Raw genomic sequence first — 20,343 nt, 5'->3', positions numbered from 1 at the left:
CGGCACCAATAAATTAATGGCATTGCCAGAGATGCACGCCATCATCATGGCGTGCCCATCGTTTTTAACAGGCGTTATTTGCAGGTTTCTTTACAGTAAGCGTAAATGGCGCTCAGGCAATCTGAAGATAAATACTGTTCGAATTCCGCATCGGTGGGTTCAATATCGACATCCAGCGTCATTGCATAAAGCTCTTGAGCAAACATGTCTTTAGTGGCAGCGGGTTTGTTTTTAAAATAGGTTTTTATTTTGCCTTTGCTCACTTTCCGAATCCAGGCAAACTCACCGCCAATGGCCACTTTCCCGGTGAAAGTGAAGTCTTTACTGGTATAAACGCTGATGTCATTGGGGTAAACCTGATATCTTACCACCTGTTCCACGCCGATATTTTGATTGGTTTCTTCCCAGGTTTCTCTTTTTATTACATTCAACGCAAAGTTTTTTCCATCGACCGGGCCATCTTTAGCATCGGCGGTGCCGCCAAATAACATCGGGCAACCTCTGGCAAAACCTTCGTTCTTTAACCCTAATAGAATAAAATCGGAATTGCCGACAGCTTTGGGCGCGCTATCAAGAATGACATACTTTTTAATAGGCATAGTCAGATCCTTATACGCAGGATGGTATAAAAAGGAGGTGGTGAATCGCTTTGTCGCCGCGTTTTACTCACATTCAACAATAGCAATGGCGCTTGAAAAAGCAACACATACATAAAAATAAATTAAGTGTTTATTCTTGCATAACAGATAATCAATAAAATCACGGCGTTGTAAAAGAGGAGGAATAGTTTAAGAAATCAAAAAAACAGAATGTTTTTTGCGGTTTTTATTTTCTTATTGGCTTTAATTTTAATAAATCAATGTGTTGAGTGTGGTTATGATTTTAAATGGTTCTAATCATTAGTTGTTTAATCTTTTATATATAGTGAATTAATTTATCATTACTGTGCGCATCATTGACGGAGTAATAAATAAAATTCGCAGCGGAATGATTGCCACGGTGAGCAATCAAGACGGATGAGGCGGGGCAGCAGGCTGCCCCAGGTCAGGGTTTAGGTTAACGCCCGCAGGCTGCCGATCTCTTCCCAACCGAAATGCGCCGCTTCGGCCAGCACGTCGCACACTTCGCCGCCGGCGGCAACCACTGCTGCGTCGAGCGCGGTGCCGTGCAGCAGATGGCTCACCAGCAGTGCGGTGAACAGATCGCCGGTGCCTTTGACCGCCGATTTGACCTTCGGATGGGTAAAGCACTGCGCTTCCTGCCGGGTGACCAGCATTAAACCCACTTCGTCTTCGTGCTGTGCCACGCCCGGCGCGCTGGTGACCAGCACCCATTCGGTGGTGTCGTTCAACAGCGCCTGCGCGGCGTGTTGCGTCTGCTCCCGGCTGCTCAAAGAGCGGCCGCACAGCTGCTCCAGTTCGAAACCGTTCGGCGTCAGGCCGTTGGCCAGCCGCAGGAACGGCGAGCGATAGCAGTTGACGATGCGCTCATCTACGTAGATCCCTTCGCCGTAATCGCCCATCACCGGATCGATATAGATCTTTATCTGCGGATTGAGGGCGCGCACCCGCTGCAGCCAGTTGGCCAGAATATGGCATTGCATCACGTCGCCCAGATACCCGACGATCACCGCCCGGGTGCGTTTCATCACGCCGCGGGCGATCAGATCGTCGAGAAAGCCGCCGAACCACTCGCCGGAGATGACGCCACCGTGCGGTTTGCCGTAATAGGGTGGGCAGCCGAACAGCACGCTGGGCACCTGCAGCGCTTCCAGCCCCTTTTTCAGCAGGGCGCGGTAGGCGATACCGTTGCCGACGCTGCCGTAGACCACCTGAGATTGAATGCTGATCACGTCGATGGACGGTGACCGTAAGGGTGAAGTCTGTTGCATGAGTTACATCCTTGGTTCGTTATTATCCAGCCAGCGGGCGAACACCTGCCGCGCACGCTGTTCCAGCTGTGTGCCGTGGCGCGCCGCCTGTTCGCGCAGGTTTTGGGGCGCGACGCCGGCCAGTTCCAGCTCGCAGGCATGGCCAATCAGCCAGCGTTCGATATCGCGATGATCCGCCTCCAGATGGAACTGCAGGCCGAGCGCAAACCCCTGATAGTCGAAGGCCTGATGCGGACAAACCGCCGTGCCGGCCAGGCAGCGGGCGCCCTCCGGGATCGTGAACATATCGCCGTGCCAATGCAGCACCGGCGTATCGGCCAGCGGCGCCAGCGGCGAGTCGTCTTCCGCCGCTAGCGTGGTCAGCGGGGCGAAGCCGATCTCTTTGACGCCGAGCGAGATCACGTCGGCGCCCAGCGCCTGGGCGATCACCTGAGCGCCGAGACACACCCCGAGGGTCGGCCGCCGCTGCGCCAGGCGCTGTTTGACCAGCGCCAATTCATGGTCGAGAAAATCATAGCGCAGCGCGCCGGAAAAGTGCTGGGCAGCGCTGATCGGCCCGCCGAGCACCACCAACAGATCGGTCTCTTCATTATTGATAGCACGAATATCATCGCGGCCGGCATCGTAATAGTCGATCTGATAGCCACGCAGCGAGAGCAGGGAACCGAGGATGCCCAGGTTTTCAAAATTGACGTGTCGAATGGCGACGGCTTTTTTCATTGTTTAACCTCGTGAGCGTGGGTGAACGGCGTCAGCGCCAGCGACTCGCCCAGCACGGTGATGCCTTGCGCGCCGCTCTGGTAGACGATACGGCGTTCGCTGACCTGGCTGAGCTGCACCTGATAACCCTGCGCAGCCGGGAACAGCGCGCAGGCCTGCTCCAGCTGATCGGCGGCCCAGGGGGTGAACATCTCCAGGCGGGCAAAGGCTTTTCCTGCATACTGAATGTCGAGCACGTAATGTTTATCCATGGAACCCCTTACTTTTGGCCGCGGAAGCTGCTAACCTTGTTTGAACTAGTGCAAAAGGATTTATGTATGACTTCATTGTATGCAAAAGGCGGCGGCGCTGTCCAGATTGCCGAGCAGATCGCCGCACGCATCAAAGGCGGCACGCTGCGGCCGGGTGAGCTGCTGCCACCGGTACGCCAGCTGGCGGCTGAGCTGGAGGTCAATGCGAATACCGTCGCCAGCGCATACGCCCGATTGCGCGATGCCGGTCTGGTGGCGACGCGTGGGCGGGCGGGAACGGTGGTGCTGGAACCGCCGCTGGCGGCGGTGAGTGCGGCCTATACGCCGCGCCAGGTGCCGGCGGGAATGTGCGATCTGGCCAGCGGCAATCTGGATGCCGCCCTGTTGCCGGCGTTGGCGCTGGGCGCGGCGGAGGGATTCCCGCAACAAAACGGCTATGACATCAGCGGCGATCTCCCGGTGCTGACCGGCCTGGGGCGCGAGTGGCTCGGCCGCCAGGGCGTTAGCCTGGGGGAGCCTGCGGTATTCTCCGGCGCGCTGGACGCGATGGAAAAGGCGCTGCGCTGCCATATGCAGCCGGGCGCGGCGGTGTGGGTGGAAGATCCCTGCTGGCCGCCGCTATTGACGCTGCTGCGCCACCTGCGTTTGCGGCCGCTGCCGCTGGCGATGGATGAACAGGGGTGCCGGTTGCCGGAAAGCGGAGCGGCGGGCGCGGTGATCCTGACGCCGCGCGCCCACAATCCGACCGGCGCCTCGCTCTCTGCGCAACGCGCGCAGCAGTGGCGGCATTTTCTCAGCGAAAATCCGCAGTGTCTGGCGATCGTCGACGATTTCTGGGGGCCGCTGTCGCAGCAGCCGCTGCATCTGCCGTTCGACGGCGATCGCGGCCTGTACGTGCTGTCGCTGAGCAAGTTTCTCAGCCCGGATCTGCGCATCGCGCTGGCCTGCGGCAACCCGATGTTGCTGCAGGCGATGCGCGCCGATCAGTACATCAGCGAACGCTGGGTCAGCCATATCTTGCAGCAGATTGCCGCCAGACTGTGGGGGCAGGCCTTGCAGGAGGGGCAGCTGCAGCGGGCGCAACAGGCGTATCAAGCCAGAAGGGATGAGCTGGTGCGACGGCTCAACGCGCTGAATCACACGGCGCTGGCGGTGGGTGAAGGGCTGCATCTGTGGTTGCCGGTGCGGTCGGAAACCGCCGCCGCGCAGCTGATGGCGCAACGGGGGTGGCTGGTGCAGGGCGGTGAACCTTTCCGCCTGAAGGGCGACTCTGCGATCCGCGTCAGCCTGGCCAACGTCGTGCCGGCGCAGCTGGCGCCGCTGGCGCAGGATCTGGCCGACGCCATGCGGGCCAGCGCGGCGATCAACTAGGCCGGTGTCAGGCTCTCCTCCGCCAGCAACTGCAGTGAGGTGAGCCGGGCGCTCGGTTCGCCGATCGGCGTGTCGATGATGAACTCGTCCACGCCGTAGCGCTGCTGCAGCTGCGCCAGTTGCTGATGCACCTGCGGCGCAGTGCCGAGCAGGATATGGCTTTCTCGGGGTTCGATGCGGTAGTCGGTGGCGCCGGCCTGCTGCACGAAACTCTCCGCCTGGGCCAGGCTGCCGACGGTCACGCTCTGCTCACCGGCGACGTGCACGCGGTATTGCTGAATATCCGCCGCCAGCGCCGCGGCCTGTTCCGCGTTTGGCGCCGCGATCGCCGCCACCGCCAGCAGCGCCTTGCGGCCACCGCTCAGTGCGGTGTAGTGCGCCAGCGCCTCGCGGATATCCTGCGGATTGCCGTTCAGATGCGCGGCGAACACGAAGGCCCAGCCGGATTCGGCCGCCAGCGTCGCGCTCTCTTTGCTGGCGCCGAGCAGAAAGCGCTGGGCGGCGTGCGGCGGCAGCGGTGTGGCGCTCAGTCCCGGCTCGGCGTCGTCGTTCAGATAGGCGGTCAGCTGCGACAGCTGCTGCGGGAAAGCCGGTTTGTTTTGGCGGTCATGAGCGGCCTGCAGCGCCTGGGTGGCGAGCGGCAGCCCGCCGGGCGCTTTGCCCACCCCGAGATCGACGCGCCCCGGTGCCAGCGCCGCCAGCAGGTTAAAGTTTTCGGCCACCTTGTAGGCGCTGTAGTGTTGCAGCATTACGCCGCCGGAGCCGATGCGAATGCGCGACGTCTGGCCGAGCAGGTAGCCGATCAGCACTTCCGGCGACGGGCAGGCGAGCTGCGGCGTGTTGTGGTGCTCCGCCAGCCAGAAACGCCGATAGCCCCAGCGTTCCGCCTGTTGCGCCAGATGCAGCGTGCGCGCCAGCGCCTGAGCGGCGCTTTCCCCGTCGGCGATCGGACTCTTTTCCAATATGCTCAAGGCATAAGCCATTTTCCCGCTCCTTTCCTCATCAGATATGCCTGACAAATACCATGCGGGCGGCGCGCGCCTTAATACTGATTGGCGATAGGATATTCCATTGATCCAAAACGGATTTGGATATGCGCAGAACGGTAAAGCGCCGCGATGTTATCCCTCGAGCCAGGCCTTCAGACGAATGGCGTCACGGTAGTGGCCGTAGCGCGGCTGCGCGCCGAGCAGGATCATCACCACCGGTTGTCCTTTGATGGTGGTGCGCATCACCAGGCAGTGGCCGGCCTCGTCGGTAAAGCCGGTTTTCTGCAGCTGAATCTGCCAGGCCGGGTTATTGATCATGCCGTTGGAGCTGCGGTAGACCAGTTGGCCGCGGCCAGGGCGCACGATCTGCTGCTTGTCGGTGCTGAAGCGGCGAATCGACTGATAGCGATAGGCGTGATTGACCATCTTCAGCAGATCGTTGGCGGTCGCTACATTGCGCGGCGTCAGCCCGGTCGGATCGTAGAAGCGGGCGCGTTTCATGCCGATGGCGCGCGCTTTCTGGTTCATTTTCGCCACGAAGGCTTTGCGCCCGCCGGGATAGCTGCGGCTCAGCGCCGCAGCGGCGCGGTTCTCCGAAGACATCAGGGCGATGTGCAGCATGTCTCGGCGGCTGAGCACCGAGCCGATGGTCAGGCGCGAGTGGGTTTTCTTCAGCAGATCGCGATCGGCGGCGGTGACCTTGAGCGGGCTGCTCATCGGGCGTTTGCTGTCCAGGGCGACCATGGCTGTCATCAGTTTGGTGAGCGAGGCGATCGGCAGCACGCGGTTCGGCTGCTTTTGATAGAGCGTCTTTCCGGTGCGTTGATTGACGACCAGCACCGACTTGGCATTCAGTACCCGCGGCGGCGTGGCGGCATGCACGGGCGCCAAAACGAACAGCAGGCTGAACAGGAGGGCGGCGCCGAAGCGCCGGACGGGCAGACGGAGAAAAGCGAGAGATAAAAGCATAACGACGGCAATAATGACCCTAAGTGATTAAAAAATATCAAAAGAGTCTGCCCGGCAAATGTGAAGGAAATAGGGTGATATTCGCTCAAACTGTTACAGCAGCCCGCGTTGCCGCAGCGTGAAGCGGGTGGCCTCGTTCAGATCGTACTCCGCCAAGCGCTCGCGCGGCACCCAGGCGTAGTCGTCAAACTCGTCGTTGATCGTCACGTCGCGGTTGGCGGCATGGCAGTCGAAAATCAGGTAAATCATGTAGATTTGCTCGCGGCTGCCGTCGGCGTAGGTTTTGATGCGCACGTCGTCGCGGAAGGTCCAGGGCGTGATGCTGTCGAGGATCAGCGCGGCGCCCAGCTCTTCGCGCACTTCGCGTCGCAGCGCCTGTTCTATTTGCTCACCCGGCTCGACGCCGCCGCCGGACAGCGCCCACTGGCCGGGGAATACGCCCTTGTGGGCGGCCATCTTGCACAGCAGGAAGGCGTTATCGTTTTCAATCAGCGGGCAGACAATGATGCGTTGGCGCATGGAAGACTCCTGTCAAAAAACAAACCCGCAGGGTAGCAGGTTTGGCGGCGCGGGGCAGCGAGACTGGTCGCGTTCTACGCGGCGGCGGGAAATCCGATTGGCGCTTGCTATACCACCGGCTTTGTCTTCTTCAACGGGAAATCAATCGCCGATGTTAATAAGTATCAATTAGTATGATTTCTCTTCAGGATAAAGAGGGCTTTTTAACCTGTCACGGAGTGGATAACGCATGCTTAATGGAATAAAACCGCTGTGCCTGACTCTCTTGCTGTTGCTGTCGGCCTGCCACAGCGCGTCGGTCAGACCGCCACCTCACGACGCTACGGCGTCTGCCCCTATCGATCCAACCAAGTCGCTTTTTCCGTTGGACAATTATTCGCAGTCTGTCGATAAATGGCTGCCTCCCGGCCCGCAGCGGCAGGTCGCCGTGCTGGATGACGCTGCGCAGCAACGTCATTTCTCTGCCCTCAAATCCCACTATTTTGGCATGGGGCCGAATGAGGAGTCCTCCTGGAATCCGCATTACATCGCTTCCGTCTTGAGCCGTGAAGCGGAAAGCCACCGTGATGCCGCAATGGATAAATATCTTGGAAATGACAGCGTTTCCTGGGGGGAAAACTTCAGGACTCACGCTGAGCGCTGGAAACAGCAGGTCAGGAATAATGCGTCTGTCGGCATTGACAAGGCTTATCATTCTTCGGCCAGAGGTATTGCGATTAGGGAAACGCTGGTCAGGATGTTGCCGACAGACGATCCGGCTTATGACGATCCGCGTCTGGCAGGGCAAGGTTACCCCTTTGATAATTTGCAGGACTCTTCTATCCGCCCCGGTACACCGGTATACGTTGTGACGGAAAGTCGCGATAAACGCTGGAAATACGTCATATCGCCTACGGTGATCGGCTGGGTGCATAGCGAAGATATCGCGGCGGCGGATCGGCGGTTTGTCAGCGAATGGCTGGCGCTGGCAGGGAAAAATTTGGGGGCATTCATTCAGCAGCCGGTGTCGGTACAAGAGGGGGAGCTGTTTTATTTTACGGCGCGTCATGGCACGGTTCTGCCATTTTACCGTCACCGGCAGGGTGTTTTTAAGGTTGCCGTGCCGGTACGCCGGGAGGATGGTCGCGCGCAAATTCGCCGGATCGATTTAAAGGAGGGGGAGTTTGCCGCCATGCCGTGGCGAATGACGCCAGACCATCTTGCCACGCTGATGCGTTCGATGAGCGGCAGGCCCTACGGCTGGGGGAATGATAACTTCAATAATGACTGCTCTTCCGAACTGCGCAGCCTGTTGATGCCTTTCGGGGTGTTTCTTCCCAGGAATTCCGCCGCGCAGATAGAGGCGGCAAGCCGAGTGGTCGATCTCAGTCAGGCGAACACGGATGAGCGGCTGCGCTATCTCAAGGAGCATGGCAAGCCGTTCACCACGCTGGTCTACATTCCGGGCCATATCATGCTGTATATCGGCAATGCGGCGATTAACGGCCGGAGTGTCCCGATGACGTACCAAAATATCTGGGGCCTGCGCCCGGCAGATTCAAAAAGCCGCAGCATTATCGGCGGCGCAGTCTTTTTCCCGCTTCTGGCTACCTACCCGGAGGATCCTGAGCTGACCTCGCTGGCGGGCAAGGCGCAGTTCAAACTGGGTTTTATTGAGTAACGTCTGAATGCCTATCAAGTGGCCGCCTTGACGGTCTCTTGATAGGCGAGGGCAAGCGGGGCGTGTTAATTGCCTAGCCGGTTTTTGATGATTTTATTATGTTCATCCGTCAGGTTGGCGTAATTCCAAATAAACAATCCGCCAAGATTAAAATCCAGAACCTGATCGATAAAGTAATTTAAATTCCAGTCGGTCAATCCCCGGGTCGTCAGGGCCAGAATGCATTTTTTATTCTCGGCGCCGTTGACCAACGATTGTTTTAATGCCGGGATGACATTGGCGAGAATATCGTCATCGCTCCACATCGCTGCGGCATAGCAGTAATGAATAAAGCGATCGCACTGGCCTGACAGGATGATTTTTCTGACTTTCTCGTTGAGCTTTTTACCATTTTCCGTATTGGGATGATTGTAGGAATAGCCGGCAATAAAACCCAGGCTGGTCTCTTTTCGGGCCTCTTTTAGCCGTTTCATGGCTTCGATGACCCGTTCGGTGTTCATATTGCATTCGTCATCAAAATCGACGCCGTCCCAGCCCCGGTCTACCGTGGCTTCGACGATCCTCAACACTTCATCCTCATTTGCCGGCTTTTGCTGTGGGGAGCATCCGCCGCCGCCATAAACCCAGAGCGTCTTTCCTTTAAAACCGGGGAGAGTATCGGGTTTGTTTTGCTTTTCCGGGCTCCATCCTGGATGCGCTGATGTGCCCGTGGTCAATCCATCAAGGTTGGTGACCATGCCATACATCATGACATCGAACTCTTTGAGAGGTTGGCCAGTCAGAGACTGGCTCCATCCGCCTGTAATAAACGTATTCATTGTCGTTATCTCCTTATTGGTCGTGTTCCTTAAATAAATATGTCTTGCGTGATGGAGGGTACCAGTCTCTATATTCATGTTGCCATTGTGCGGTCGCTGAGCGGGCAAGGGATGAAAACGATGTTGAATGGCGATGACGTTTTTATGACGAAAATATTAATCATCGGGAACGCTGAAAATCATTAACGCCGATAGATAAAGATTGCTATAACAGCGGGGACGATCTGGGTTAACGGCGAAAGGCAGGATAAGGCGTTATGGTGCAACGGTTGGCGGAAAAGATGCACAAGCTTGATTTCGATGATGAAGTGACCGGGCTGATCTACGGCCATGCGTTTCGTTCCGGTGAACCGCCGATGCGCCTGAACTCACAGCAGGTTTGCCAGGCCTACCAGGCGTTGCCCCCCGGCGACGGTTTTATCTGGCTGCACCTCAATCTCAACCACGCGGCGGCGGAGAAGTGGCTGAAAAATCATTTCGCCATTTCCGATTTTTTCTTTCACGAGATTCGCCACGGCTCCCACACCACGCGCATCGAGCGCCAGGGCGACGATCTGTTCGCGGTGCTCAACGACGTGATTTTCCACCCCGAGGACAGTAACCCGGAGACGGCGACGCTGTGGCTCTATTGCTGCCGTGGGCTGGTGGTCACCGTACGCCACAAACCGGTGCGACTCATTGAACGGCTGCTCGGCCGCCTGACGGCGCTGCAGCTGGCCTCGTCCACTGAACTGCTGGCGCACCTGCTGGAAGAGCAGGAGGACGTGCTGGAACAGGTGGTGCGGCAGGCCAACCAGTATGTCGATACCATTGAGGACCGCTTGTTGACCCGCCGCGTCAAACGCAACCGCGCCGAGCTGGGGCGCATGCGTCGCATGTTATTGCGCTTTCAGCGCCTGCTGGCGCCGGAGCCGGCCGCGCTGTTTCGCCTGTTGAACCGGCCGCCGACCTGGCTCAGTCGCGAGGTGGTACAGGATCTGCGGCAGTTTACCGAAGAGTTCACCGTGGTATTGAACGATCTCGCCAGCCTGACCGAACGCATCCGGCTGCTGCAGGAGGAGCTGGGCGCCAAGCTGATGGAGCAGAACAACCGCACGCTCTACACGCTGACGGTGATTACCGTGCTGGCATTGCCGATCAATATCGTCGCCGGTTTCTTCGGCATGAACGTGGGGGGTATCCCGCTGGCCAGCAATCACCACGGTTTTATCCTACTGGTGTTGCTGGTCGGCAGTTTTACGCTGATCGCCGGTTATCTGGCGTTCAGGCGCAGGGACGAGACGTAATTACAGGCGGGCGCGGTACTCTTCTTCCAGCCGGGCATGGGTGCTCCAGAACGGCTGCGGCGCCCGATCGTGCAGGCGATCTAACAGGATATCCAGATGGGTGTGCCAGCCGCCGGCGACGCTGAGCATTTCGTCGCGGTTGGCCAAGCGCCGGTGGGTGACCGTCAGCAGCACGGCGCTTCCCTGTTCCGTCAGTTCGAAAGTCACCTCGGAAGGACGGCCCTGATCCTGTTCGGCCCAGGTAAAGCTCAGCAGGCGCGGCGGAAACAGGCAGGTGATGTGGCCGCGGTTGCTGACGCAGCCGCCGTGCTGTTTGTACTTGGCCGGCGGTGGTTCGTGCTCGCCCGCCAAATCGGAGTTGCGAAACTCCAGCTCCAGCGGTGCGCCGTTTTCCAACTTCATGGCGCCGGCCGCCAGCCAGGTGGCGCGCTTGTCGGATTCGGTCAGGTAAGCCCACACCCGCTCGATGGGGCCGGGCAGCAGCCGCTGGATGCGCAGCGTGCCGGGTTCGATAATCATGCCGTAATCATTCATGGTTCACTCCTTGGGAGGAAGCTGTTCGGGCTGCAGCAGCGCCTGTTCGAGCGCATCCAGCCGTTCAGTCCAGAAATGTTCATAGGTTTGCAGCCATTGCATGGCCTGCGCCATAGGCTCGGGTTCGAGCCGGCAGATATGGTTTCTTCCTTGCACGGTGCGTTGCACCAGGCCCGCATGTTCCAGTGCTTTCACGTGCTTGGAGGCGCCGGCAAACGACATCTGCAGCGGCGCGGCCAGTTCGCCGATGCTGCGCTCACCGCCGGCCAGCGCGCGTAACATCGAGCGGCGGGTCGGATCGGCCAGCGCATGAAAAATGGCGTCCAGCTGTGAGGAAGATAATTCAACCATATGGTTGAATATAGAACAGGCAGGCTAATATTCAACCGTTTTGTTGAATATTTTTTGCCCCGGCGAAAAACCGGGGCGAGGTTCAGGCGTCGGCGTGCGCCAGCAGCGCGTTCAGCAAGACGTCGGCACCGGCGGCGGCCCAGGCGGGAGTGATATCTTCCCGTTCGTTGTGGCTGATGCCATCCACGCAGGGGATGAAAATCATGGCGGTCGGCGCGACGCGATTAAGGTAACAGGCATCGTGGCCGGCGCCGGAAATCATGTCGCGATGGCGATAGCCCAAGGCTTGTGCGGCGTGGCGTACGCTGTCGATGCAGCCCCGATCGAAAGCGATCGGAGGATACTGAAAGATGCGCTCGGCGCGAGCGGTCAGGCCGCCGCCGTTGACGTGGTTTACCGCCGCCAGCAGGCGCTGCTCCATCTGCTCCAGGGTTGCCTCCTCTGGATGACGGAATTCGACGCTGAAAAAGACCCGGCCCGGCACCACGTTGCGTGAATTGGGGGTGATTTGCGCCATGCCCACCGTGGCGCGCGCATCGGGTGCGAAATCCCAGCCGATACCGTTGACCGCCGTCACCAGCTCGGTGAAGCCCAGCAGGGCGTCGCGGCGGCGATCCATCGGCGTGGTGCCGGCATGGGCGCTGAAGCCGACGACTTCCAGTTCGTACCAGCACTGCCCTTGTGCGGCGGTCACGACGCCGATGTCGAGGTGTTCCGCTTCCAGAATCGGCCCCTGTTCGATGTGCAGCTCGAAGGCGGCGTGGATCGGCATGCCGCCCACCGGGTGTTCGCCGGCGTAGCCGATGCGTTCCAGCGCCTCGCCGAGGCTGATGCCATGCTCGTCGCGGCGCGACAGGCCGTACTCGAGATCGAATACCCCGGCGAACACCCCGGAGGCGATCATCGCCGGCGCGAAGCGCGCGCCTTCTTCGTTGGTCCAGTTGATCACTTCAATCGCGCGTTCGGTGACGATCTGCCGATCGTTAAGGCTGCGAATAACCTCCAACCCGGCCAGCACGCCGTAGATGCCGTCGAAACGGCCACCCTGGGGCTGCGAGTCGCCGTGAGAACCGGTGACCACCGGCGCCAGCTCGGGCCGCGAACCTTCACGGCGCAGGAACATGTTGCCCATTCGATCGACGCGCACGCTGCAACCGGCCTCCAGCGCCCAGAGACGCAGCTGATCGCGCGCCTGCCGGTCCTCTTCGCTGAGCGCCAGGCGGGTGACGCCGTTGTCGGCGATGGCGCCGAACTGCGCCATCGCGTGCAGGCTTTGCCACAGGCGCTCGCCGTTGACCCGATACGTCATTGTTCTTCTCCCGGTGTTTTGGCGGTGTAGCGGAAATCGCAGCAGGGGGCGCCGGACATGATGGTTTGGCTGCGCTGCAGCTCGACCTCCGGGGCATAGCCGACGATAAACTGGCTGTCGCGCGCGCAGGAGAGCAGGTGGCCGATTTCCCCCAGCCCCATCTCGTGATACATCTCGGCATAGCGGCAGCGGGTGACGTTATAGTCGAAGTGCTGTTCGTCCTGGTTGATCACCTCGACGCGCAGCGCATCGTCTTTTTCCCACAGGTACTGCAAGGCGGCGAAGCTGCGCAGATCCGCGCCGTTCGGCTCCTGTGCGGCGAACTGCTTGCCTGCCGCAATGGCGGCATTCTCGATGGCTTCGCCGATCACCGCCTGAGCGCGCACCTTGCCGATTTCACGCACCAGAATCTGGTAGATCGGTTTGATGATCTCCGCTTCGATCTTTCTGCGGGCCAAAATGCCCAATTCGTTGTTTGCACAGCTCATCGCCTTGCTCCTCTTGATTTATTGTGGTTTGGCGCCGCCCAACACGGTTTGCGGCTGCCATTTGCCGTCCACTACCCGGTACAGGGTGAAGCTCGGCTGTTGCAGGTTGCCCTGCGCATCGAAGGCAATGGCGCCGGTCACGCCCTGGTAATGTATGGTGCGCAGTTTCGGCAGGTAATCGGCCGGATTGGCCGAGCCGGCCTGTTCGATGGCGGCGATCAGCACCCGGGTGGCGTCGTAGGCGAAGGGCGCATGCAGTTCGATGTGGGTGTGGTAACGATCGCGGTAGGCTTGTTCAAACGCCTTGCCGCCCGGCATCTGTTCCAGCGGCAGCCCGGGCTCCAGTGCCACCACGCCTTCACCTTCCCGCTGCGCCAGCGTCAGGAAGGTCTGGCTGACAAAGCCGCCGGCGCCCATCAGCTGCGCGTTCATGCCCAGCTGTTTCAGTTTGCGCGCCAGCGGCGCCGCCTGGGAGTCCACGCCGCCGAAGAAGATCAGATCGGCGTTTTTGCTGCGCACGGTGGTCAGCACGGCGCTGAAATCGACGGTCTTGTCGTCGACGTACTCGCGGGTGACCGGCTGCACGCCCTGGGCCTGCAGCGATTTGATGAACTCGTCCGCCAGACCCTGACCGAAGGCGGTGCGATCGTCGATCACCGCGATGCGCTGGGCTTTCAGCGTTTTCACCGCATACTGCCCGGCATAGTTGCCGCCGTCGTCGTCGTGGCCCATCACGCGGAAGCTGGTGTCAAAGCCTTGTTGCGTGTAGCCGTGGCCGGTGGCGACCGGTGCCACCTGGGCGATGCCGGCGTCGTGGTAGATGCGCGCCGCCGGGATGCTGGTGCCGGTATTCCAGTGGCCGACCACGCCGGCCACGCCTTCGTCGACCAAACGCTGCGCGACGGCCACGGCGGTGCGCGGATCGGACTGATCGTCCTCGGACAGCAATTTGAAGGTGACCGGTTTGCCGTTCAGCGTCGGCTTTTGCGCGTTGGCGTCGGCGATCGCCAGGCGCGCGCCGTTTTCGAGATCTTTGCCGATGCGCGCGGAAGGGCCGGTCAGCGGCCCGGCCAGGCCGATCAACACGGTGTCGTCCGCCAGCGCCGGGAGGCTCAGGATCATCGTCACGGCGGCCAGCGCCAACGGCTTGATGCGAAAGTTCTGCTGCATGTCATACTCCTGGTGCGGTTAAAGGTAGCAACGGTTATTCACCCAAATAGATCTGTTTGATTTTTTCATCGTCCAGCATGTCGGCGGAGCGGCCGCTGTGGCTCAGGCTGCCGCTGTCCAACACATAGGCGCGATCGGTAGACTCCAGCGCCAGGCGGGCGTTTTGCTCGACCAGCAATAGCGTGACGCCGTCACGAGCCAACTGTTTGATGACCGAAAAAATGGCCTCCACCACAATCGGCGCCAGCCCCATCGACGGTTCGTCCAATATCAACAGGCGCGGGCGGCTGAGCAGCGCGCGGCCCATCGCCACCATCTGCTGCTCGCCGCCCGAAAGCAGCCCGGCCGGTTGATGCAGGCGTTCGTTCAGGCGTGGGAAGGTGGCGCATACCCGTTCGAAATCGTGCCGCACCGCCGGTTTGTCACGGCGCGCATAGGCGCCCAGCTGCAGGTTTTCTCGCACCGTCAGGCGGGTGAAAATGCCACGACCTTCCGGCACCATCACCAGCCCCTGTTGCAGCAAGCGGTGCGGCGGCACGCCGCGAATCGAACGGCCGTCGAACAGGATGTCGCCCTCGAACGGCTGCAGCCCGGTCAGCGCCCGCAGGCTGGAGGTCTTGCCCGCGCCATTGGCGCCGATCAGCGTGACCTGTTCGCCGGCGTTGACCATAAAATCGATGCCTTTGACCGCGTGAATGCCGCCATAAGACACTTTGAGTCGTTTAACGCTCAGCAGGGCTTCAGACATGCGCGCCGCCTCCCAGATAGGCCTGAATGACCGCCGGTTCACGCCGAACCTGCGCCGGTTCACGCCGAACCTGCGCCGGTTCGCCTTCGGCAATCGCTTTGCCGTAATCCAGCACCGTCAGGCGATCGCACAAACCCATCACCAGCTTGACGTCGTGTTCGATCAACAGCAGCGTTTTGCCGCTGTCGCGAATGCGCAGCAGCAGCTCGCGCAGCGCCACTTTTTCTCCGGCGTTCATGCCGGCCGCCGGTTCGTCCAGCGCCAGCAGCCGGGGCTCGGTCGCCAGCGCGCGGGCGATCTCCAGACGGCGCTGGTGGCCGTAGGCGAGATCCCCGGCGCGATAATGGGCGAATTGGCCGATGCCGACATACTCCAGCAGCGCATGGGCCTTGTCGCGCACCGCCTGTTCTTCCTCCCTGGCGCGGCGGTGGCGGGCGATCGCCGCCCACAGGCCGTTGCGGGTGCGTACGTGGCAGCCGACCATCACGTTTTCCAGCACGCTCATTTCGTTGAACAGCCGCAGGTTCTGGAAGGTGCGGGCGATGCCGGCCTGCGCCACTTTATCGATCGCCTGGGGCTTATAGCGCTGGCCCTGCAGGCGAAATTCGCCCTCGTCGGCACGGTACAGGCCGGTGATCAGATTGAAGCAGGTGGTTTTACCGGCGCCGTTCGGCCCGATCAGGCCGTAGATCTCCCCCTGGCGGATGCTCATGCTGACGTCATCCACCGCCGTCAGGCCGCCGAAGCGTTTGCTGACGTGGTGTAAAGCGAGCAAAGGCGTCATGCGGCATTCCCTCTTAGGTGGCGGGCCGGCCACAGGCCCGCCGGGCGATACAGCATCACCAGGATCAGCGCCAGGCCGTAAAACAGTTGACGGATAATTTCCGGATCGATCAGCACCTGGCCGAACAGCGCCTGCTGCAGCGGCCCCATGCTGCTGCGCAGCAGCTCCGGCAGAGCGGCCAGCAGTAGCGCACCCAGGATCACGCCGGGGATGTGCCCCATGCCGCCGAGCACCACCATCGCCAGTACGGCGATCGACTCTTGCAGGGTGAACGATTCCGGCGACACGAAGCCCTGAAACGCGGCGAACAGCGCGCCGGCCACGCCGCCGAAGGTGGCGCCGATGGCAAAGGCCAGCAGCTTGAAGTTGCGGGTGTTGATGCCCATCGCCCGCGCGGCGTCCTCGTCTTCGCGGATCGCCGTCCACGCGCGGCCAATGCGCGAGTTTTGCAGCCGCAGGCTGATAAACAGGATCGCCAGCAGCAGCGCGGCGAACAGGTAGTAATAGAGGTACAGGCCGGAGAAACGCACGCCGAACCACTCATGCATGCCGGAAAACTTCAGGCCGAACAGGCTGACCGGGTCGATGCCGGAAATGCCTTTGGGGCCGTTGGTGAGGTTGACCGGGCGGTCGAGGTTGCGCATCAAAATACGCACGATCTCGCCGAAACCGAGCGTGACGATCGCCAGGTAGTCGCCGCGCAGCCGCAGCGTCGGCGCGCCGAGCAGAATGCCGCACGCCGCCGCCAGCAGCGCCGCCAGCGGGATCAGCCACAGCATCGACAGGTGCAGCCCATCGGGGAACCACTGCAGCAGCAGCGGGAACTGCTGCGTCAGATGCGGTGACGACAGCAGCGCGGCCAGATAGGCGCCAACGGCGTAAAAAGCGATAAAGCCCATGTCCAGCAATCCGGTCATGCCCACCACGATGTTCAGCCCGAGCGCCAGCATCAGGTACAGCAGCGCGAAGTCGACGACGCGCACCCAGTAGTTGCCGCCGGCGGCGCCCGCGACCCAGGGCGCCAGCAGCAGGGCGAGAATGAACAGCGTCAGCCCCAGCCTGGTGCGCCGAGGCGTGGCCAGAGGAAGCGAGGAAGTTAAAACGGTCATCGTAATGTCCTTATGCGCGCGTGGCGATGCGTTCGCCCAACAGCCCGGAGGGGCGGAAGACCAGCACGGCGATCAGCACCAGAAACGCGAATACGTCCTGGTAGTTGCTGCCGAATACGCCGCCGGTCAGCTCGCCGAGATAGCCGGTACCCAGCGATTCGAACAGCCCCAGCAGTAAACCGCCGAGCATTGCGCCGCGCAGGTTGCCGATGCCGCCGAGCACGGCGGCGGTAAAGGCTTTGATGCCGGGTAAAAAGCCCATCGAGAAACCGGCGTTGCCGTAGTTGCTGGCCATCATGATGCCGGCTACCGCCGCCAGCGCGCCGCCGAGCGCGAAGGTCAGAACGATGATGCGGTCAGGACTGATGCCCATCAGGCCGGCGACCTGCGGGTTTTCCGCCGTGGCGCGCATGGCGCGGCCGAAACGGCTGTGTTCGACCAGCAGCCAGAGGCCGGCCATGACCGTCACGGCCACCGCCAGCGTGACGATCGCGGTGCCGGTGATCACCGCCGGCGCATGTTCGGCGCTGCCTGCGGTCAGGGCGATGGGCGTCATCGGCAACAGCTGCGGAAACATCAGGGGATTGCGTGACCAGATCAGCATCGCCAGGGTTTGCAACAGCAGCGAGACGCCGATGCCGCTGATCAGCGGGGCCAGGCGCGGTGCATTGCGCAACCGGCGATAGGCCAGACGTTCGATCGCCATCGAGGTGATGGCGCAGACGGCCATGGCGAACAGGGCCGCCAGCAGCAGCGTGGCGTAGGGCGGTAACGCGGGAAAATGATGCTGCAACACGCCGATCGCCGACAGCGCGCTGAGCGCCCCGACCATCAGCACGTCGCCATGCGCGAAGTTGATGATGCGAAGGATGCCGTACACCATGGTGTAGCCGAGCGCGATCAGCGCATAGATGCTGCCGAGCATCAAACCGTTGACGGTCTGCTGTACCAGCGTATCCATAGGGAGAGTCCGGAGATAATGAGTCAGGAGGCTCACAGTAGAGAATTTAAAAAAATTGTAAAATACGGAAAAATACTTTCTTATACAAAAAACGAGTGATTTTAATGCTTTGATTTTTATGTATATTAAATAAATACTTCTCCCGGACTTTCCATAAAACAATCGATATATGAAAAAAACAGAACAGTACGATGAGCCGTTGCCGATATTGCCGAACGATCCGCCGCTGCGCGCCGTGCGGGCGTTCGAGGCCATCGCGCGCCTGGGCAGCATCAGCGCGGCGGCGAAGGAGCTGATGATTTCGCCTTCGGCGGTCAGCCATCAGCTGAAAACGCTGGAGGCATTCTTGCAGATGCCGTTGACCGAAAGGCAGGGGCGCCATCTGGTGCTGCGCGGCGAGGGGCGGGAATATTACCGCTCGATCCGCTCGGCGTTTAACGTGCTGCGCCAGGCGACCGAACACGTTCGCGAGCAGTCCGCGTCGCGGCAGGTCACCATCAGCCTGATCCCGCTGTTCGGCATGGGCTGGTTCATTCCGCGGCTGCGCGGCTTTCTGCGGGAAAATCCGGATATCGACATCAATGTGGTTTACGCCAACCACCGCAATTACCTGAGCGACGCCGCCGATCTGTCGATCCGCTTCGGGGTTGGGCAGTGGACCGGCTATCGCAGCGAAAAGCTGATGTCCGGCCAAATGGTGCCGGTGTGCAGCCGGGCATTCAGTAAACTGCACGGTTTGCTCGATACGCCGGATCAGCTGGCGGCGCTGCCGCTGCTGCATGACGAGGAGCGTAATACCTGGATGCAATGGTTTCAGCTGGCCGGCGTTAAACGCCCGCTGCGCAGCATCGGGCCGATGTTCGAAGACGGGTTGCTGACGCTGGCGGCGGTGCAGGCGGGATTGGGGTGTGCATTGATGCGCGAGCCGTTAATCGCCCAGTACCTTGAAAGCGGCGAGTTGATCAAAATGTTCGATCTGCCGATCGACGACGGCCGGGATTATTACCTGTGCGCTCGCCTGGATAGCGAACTGTCGCAGGAGGGTGAAAACCTGCGACAGTGGCTGCGCCGCGAAGCCGATGAGCGCCGGCTCGCTTAAAACTCGACGTCCTCCAGGCTGAAAAACGCCGTTTGATCGTTGTAGGAGAAGATTTCGCCGTAACGGCCCCAGTTGATCACCGTATCCAGCGTCTCTTTGGCGGCGCTGTCCGACAGCGAATCCTCCAGCTCCTGCTCGAAACGCACGCGCGGCGCGCGGTGCCCCGGCCGCTCGTCCAACACGTTTTTGATCAGCGCGGCCAGCGGCACATAGCGCAGCAGATGCTCCGCGAACAGCACTTTGCGCGCCTGAACGTCGCCGTCGGCGAAGGCGCGCGCCGGCGGCGTCAGGAAGATGTCGCCTTCGCGCACGTCGGCGAAGCCCAGCGACTGCAGCACTTCGGCGATGGGGAACAGCTCATCGACCTCCAGATGCAGCGAGAGGGCGATCTCCGGCATGTCGGCACGGCCGAAATAGGGCGCGGCGGCCAGGGTTTCGATCAGGCCGGCGATCAGGTTGGTGGACACGTGCGGCAGCCGGGTGCCGAGCTTCAGCCCTTTCTTGACGTTGCCATCGGTCGGGCGGGCGGTCATCTTGGCGTACACATCGTCCACCAGGCGGCGGAACTGCGGATCCAGCCGGTTGCGCGGGTGGCTGAACGGCACCTTGATTTCGGCGATCACCCGGCCGGGGTTGGAAGAGAGCAGCAGAATGCGATCGCACATGAAGACTGCTTCCTCGATGTTGTGCGTGACGATCAGCACCGATTTGATCGGCATTCGCCCCTCGGTCCACAGATCCAGCAGGTCGGTACGCAGCGTTTCGGCGGTCAACACATCCAGCGCCGAGAACGGTTCATCCATCAGCAGCAGCGTCGGATCCACCACCAACGCGCGCGCAAAGCCTACGCGCTGGCGCATGCCGCCGGAAAGCTCGCGCGGGTAGGCGTTTTCGAAGCCGTCCAGGCCGATAAGATCGATGGCCGCCAATGCCCGCTCGCGCCGTTCGGCAGGGGCGACGCCCAGCGCCTCGAGGCCGGCCTCAACGTTTTGCAGCACCGTCAGCCAGGGGAACAGCGCGAAGGTTTGAAACACCATGGCGACGCCTTTGGCGGGGCCGTTCAGCGGCTGCCCCAGGTAGTTCACCGTCCCGGCGGTGGGGGTAACCAGGCCGGCGATGATGCGCAGCAGCGTCGATTTGCCCGAGCCGGAGCGGCCCAGCAACCCGACGATCTCGCCCGCCCGCAGCGACAGATTGACCCCGTCGAGGATCAGCAGCTCGCCATGTGCCTTGTCATAGCCATGGCTGACCGCGTTGACCGCTAAAATTTCCTCGCCGGGCGAGTGCGTCGCCTGCGTTGGGTGAAGGTCTGACAT

Annotated in this window: 22 protein-coding genes; 4 read left to right on the top strand and 18 right to left on the bottom strand. The window is 60.9% G+C overall.

The genetic code is table 11. The features are described 5' to 3' along the window. Positions 1-74: 74 nt before the first annotated feature. From V8N38_RS12975 to V8N38_RS12960, 4 genes are all read right to left on the bottom strand, one after another. Entirely contained in the window at positions 75-599 is a 525-nt protein-coding gene (locus V8N38_RS12975; protein WP_060418693.1) for a hypothetical protein, read from the bottom strand. A gap of 452 nt (positions 600-1,051) precedes the next feature. Next, positions 1,052-1,891: a PfkB family carbohydrate kinase gene (locus V8N38_RS12970; RefSeq protein ID WP_060418696.1), complete on the bottom strand. Its 840-nt coding sequence runs from the start codon at positions 1,889-1,891 to the stop codon at positions 1,052-1,054. A gap of 3 nt (positions 1,892-1,894) precedes the next feature. Then, a complete protein-coding gene (locus tag V8N38_RS12965) occupies positions 1,895-2,611 on the bottom strand; it encodes a glutamine amidotransferase (protein WP_100395737.1) in 717 nt (238 codons plus the stop codon). Further along, positions 2,608-2,862: a hypothetical protein gene (locus V8N38_RS12960; RefSeq protein WP_004938217.1), complete on the bottom strand. Its 255-nt coding sequence runs from the start codon at positions 2,860-2,862 to the stop codon at positions 2,608-2,610. The genes V8N38_RS12965 and V8N38_RS12960 overlap by 4 nt, the downstream gene beginning before the upstream one ends. Before the next feature lie 66 nt (positions 2,863-2,928). Here V8N38_RS12960 and V8N38_RS12955 point away from each other — a divergent pair, with 66 nt between their 5' ends. Continuing rightward, positions 2,929-4,233: an aminotransferase class I/II-fold pyridoxal phosphate-dependent enzyme gene (locus V8N38_RS12955; RefSeq protein ID WP_147839915.1), complete on the top strand. Its 1,305-nt coding sequence runs from the start codon at positions 2,929-2,931 to the stop codon at positions 4,231-4,233. On the opposite strand, the gene V8N38_RS12950 is transcribed toward V8N38_RS12955, so the two are convergent. From V8N38_RS12950 to nudI, 3 genes are all read right to left on the bottom strand, one after another. Next, positions 4,230-5,216 carry an MsnO8 family LLM class oxidoreductase gene (locus V8N38_RS12950; protein ID WP_060418708.1) on the bottom strand — a complete coding sequence of 329 codons (987 nt, stop codon included), beginning with the start codon at positions 5,214-5,216 and terminating at the stop codon, positions 4,230-4,232. The genes V8N38_RS12955 and V8N38_RS12950 overlap by 4 nt on opposite strands. A 138-nt stretch (positions 5,217-5,354) precedes the next feature. Next, entirely contained in the window at positions 5,355-6,191 is an 837-nt protein-coding gene (gene pbpG, locus V8N38_RS12945; RefSeq protein ID WP_147839916.1) for a D-alanyl-D-alanine endopeptidase, read from the bottom strand. Positions 6,192-6,284: 93 nt separating this feature from the next. Continuing rightward, positions 6,285-6,710, bottom strand: coding sequence for a nucleoside triphosphatase NudI (gene nudI / locus V8N38_RS12940; RefSeq protein WP_060418714.1), 426 nt, complete (start codon positions 6,708-6,710; stop codon positions 6,285-6,287). A gap of 229 nt (positions 6,711-6,939) precedes the next feature. On the opposite strand from nudI, the gene V8N38_RS12935 reads away from it, so the two are divergent. Then, a complete protein-coding gene (locus V8N38_RS12935; protein WP_147839917.1) occupies positions 6,940-8,370 on the top strand; it encodes an SH3 domain-containing protein in 1,431 nt (476 codons plus the stop codon). 65 nt (positions 8,371-8,435) lie between these two features. On the opposite strand, the gene V8N38_RS12930 is transcribed toward V8N38_RS12935, so the two are convergent. Next, positions 8,436-9,188 (bottom strand): hypothetical protein, encoded by a 753-nt coding sequence (locus V8N38_RS12930; RefSeq protein WP_089186015.1) that lies wholly within the window; start codon positions 9,186-9,188, stop codon positions 8,436-8,438. A gap of 257 nt (positions 9,189-9,445) precedes the next feature. Here V8N38_RS12930 and V8N38_RS12925 point away from each other — a divergent pair, with 257 nt between their 5' ends. Then, the gene (locus V8N38_RS12925) at positions 9,446-10,474 is read left to right on the top strand and encodes a transporter (RefSeq protein ID WP_060439873.1); all 1,029 of its coding nucleotides are present in this window, start codon (positions 9,446-9,448) and stop codon (positions 10,472-10,474) included. Here V8N38_RS12925 and V8N38_RS12920 read toward each other — a convergent pair whose 3' ends face one another. The 9 genes from V8N38_RS12920 to V8N38_RS12880 all read right to left on the bottom strand — a co-directional run bounded on the left by V8N38_RS12920 (position 10,475) and on the right by V8N38_RS12880 (position 17,928). Next, positions 10,475-11,008, bottom strand: a complete 534-nt coding sequence (locus tag V8N38_RS12920; RefSeq protein ID WP_060418727.1) for an SRPBCC family protein — start codon at positions 11,006-11,008, stop codon at positions 10,475-10,477. A gap of 3 nt (positions 11,009-11,011) precedes the next feature. Next, positions 11,012-11,359, bottom strand: coding sequence for an ArsR/SmtB family transcription factor (locus V8N38_RS12915; protein WP_060439874.1), 348 nt, complete (start codon positions 11,357-11,359; stop codon positions 11,012-11,014). Between the two features lie 82 nt (positions 11,360-11,441). Next, positions 11,442-12,668: a Zn-dependent hydrolase gene (locus V8N38_RS12910; protein ID WP_147839918.1), complete on the bottom strand. Its 1,227-nt coding sequence runs from the start codon at positions 12,666-12,668 to the stop codon at positions 11,442-11,444. Then, the gene (locus tag V8N38_RS12905) at positions 12,665-13,156 is read right to left on the bottom strand and encodes an L-2-amino-thiazoline-4-carboxylic acid hydrolase (RefSeq protein WP_060439876.1); all 492 of its coding nucleotides are present in this window, start codon (positions 13,154-13,156) and stop codon (positions 12,665-12,667) included. The genes V8N38_RS12910 and V8N38_RS12905 overlap by 4 nt, the downstream gene beginning before the upstream one ends. Positions 13,157-13,174: 18 nt before the next feature. Further along, positions 13,175-14,278 carry a branched-chain amino acid ABC transporter substrate-binding protein gene (locus V8N38_RS12900; protein ID WP_371935060.1) on the bottom strand — a complete coding sequence of 368 codons (1,104 nt, stop codon included), beginning with the start codon at positions 14,276-14,278 and terminating at the stop codon, positions 13,175-13,177. Positions 14,279-14,360: 82 nt separating this feature from the next. Further along, positions 14,361-15,074, bottom strand: coding sequence for an ABC transporter ATP-binding protein (locus V8N38_RS12895; protein WP_147839920.1), 714 nt, complete (start codon positions 15,072-15,074; stop codon positions 14,361-14,363). Then, a complete protein-coding gene (locus tag V8N38_RS12890) occupies positions 15,067-15,858 on the bottom strand; it encodes an ABC transporter ATP-binding protein (RefSeq protein ID WP_147839921.1) in 792 nt (263 codons plus the stop codon). The genes V8N38_RS12895 and V8N38_RS12890 overlap by 8 nt, the downstream gene beginning before the upstream one ends. Next, on the bottom strand, positions 15,855-16,967 hold the full coding sequence (locus V8N38_RS12885) for an ABC transporter permease subunit (RefSeq protein ID WP_147839922.1): 1,113 nt from the start codon (positions 16,965-16,967) through the stop codon (positions 15,855-15,857). Before V8N38_RS12885 ends, V8N38_RS12890 begins: the two co-directional genes overlap by 4 nt. Before the next feature lie 10 nt (positions 16,968-16,977). Further along, positions 16,978-17,928, bottom strand: coding sequence for a branched-chain amino acid ABC transporter permease (locus V8N38_RS12880; RefSeq protein ID WP_060418744.1), 951 nt, complete (start codon positions 17,926-17,928; stop codon positions 16,978-16,980). Positions 17,929-18,097: 169 nt separating this feature from the next. Here V8N38_RS12880 and V8N38_RS12875 point away from each other — a divergent pair, with 169 nt between their 5' ends. Further along, complete coding sequence (locus V8N38_RS12875; protein WP_147839923.1) at positions 18,098-19,027, top strand: LysR substrate-binding domain-containing protein; 930 nt, start codon at positions 18,098-18,100, stop codon at positions 19,025-19,027. Here V8N38_RS12875 and V8N38_RS12870 read toward each other — a convergent pair. After that, a complete protein-coding gene (locus V8N38_RS12870) occupies positions 19,024-20,343 on the bottom strand; it encodes an AAA-associated domain-containing protein (RefSeq protein ID WP_038880164.1) in 1,320 nt (439 codons plus the stop codon). The genes V8N38_RS12875 and V8N38_RS12870 overlap by 4 nt on opposite strands.

The sequence above is a fragment of the Serratia nevei genome (assembly GCF_037948395.1).
In the GTDB taxonomy this organism is placed as follows: Bacteria; Pseudomonadota; Gammaproteobacteria; order Enterobacterales; family Enterobacteriaceae; genus Serratia; species Serratia nevei.
Note: the sequence above shows the minus strand (reverse complement) of the source record. Positions and strands in the feature narration are given on the sequence as shown.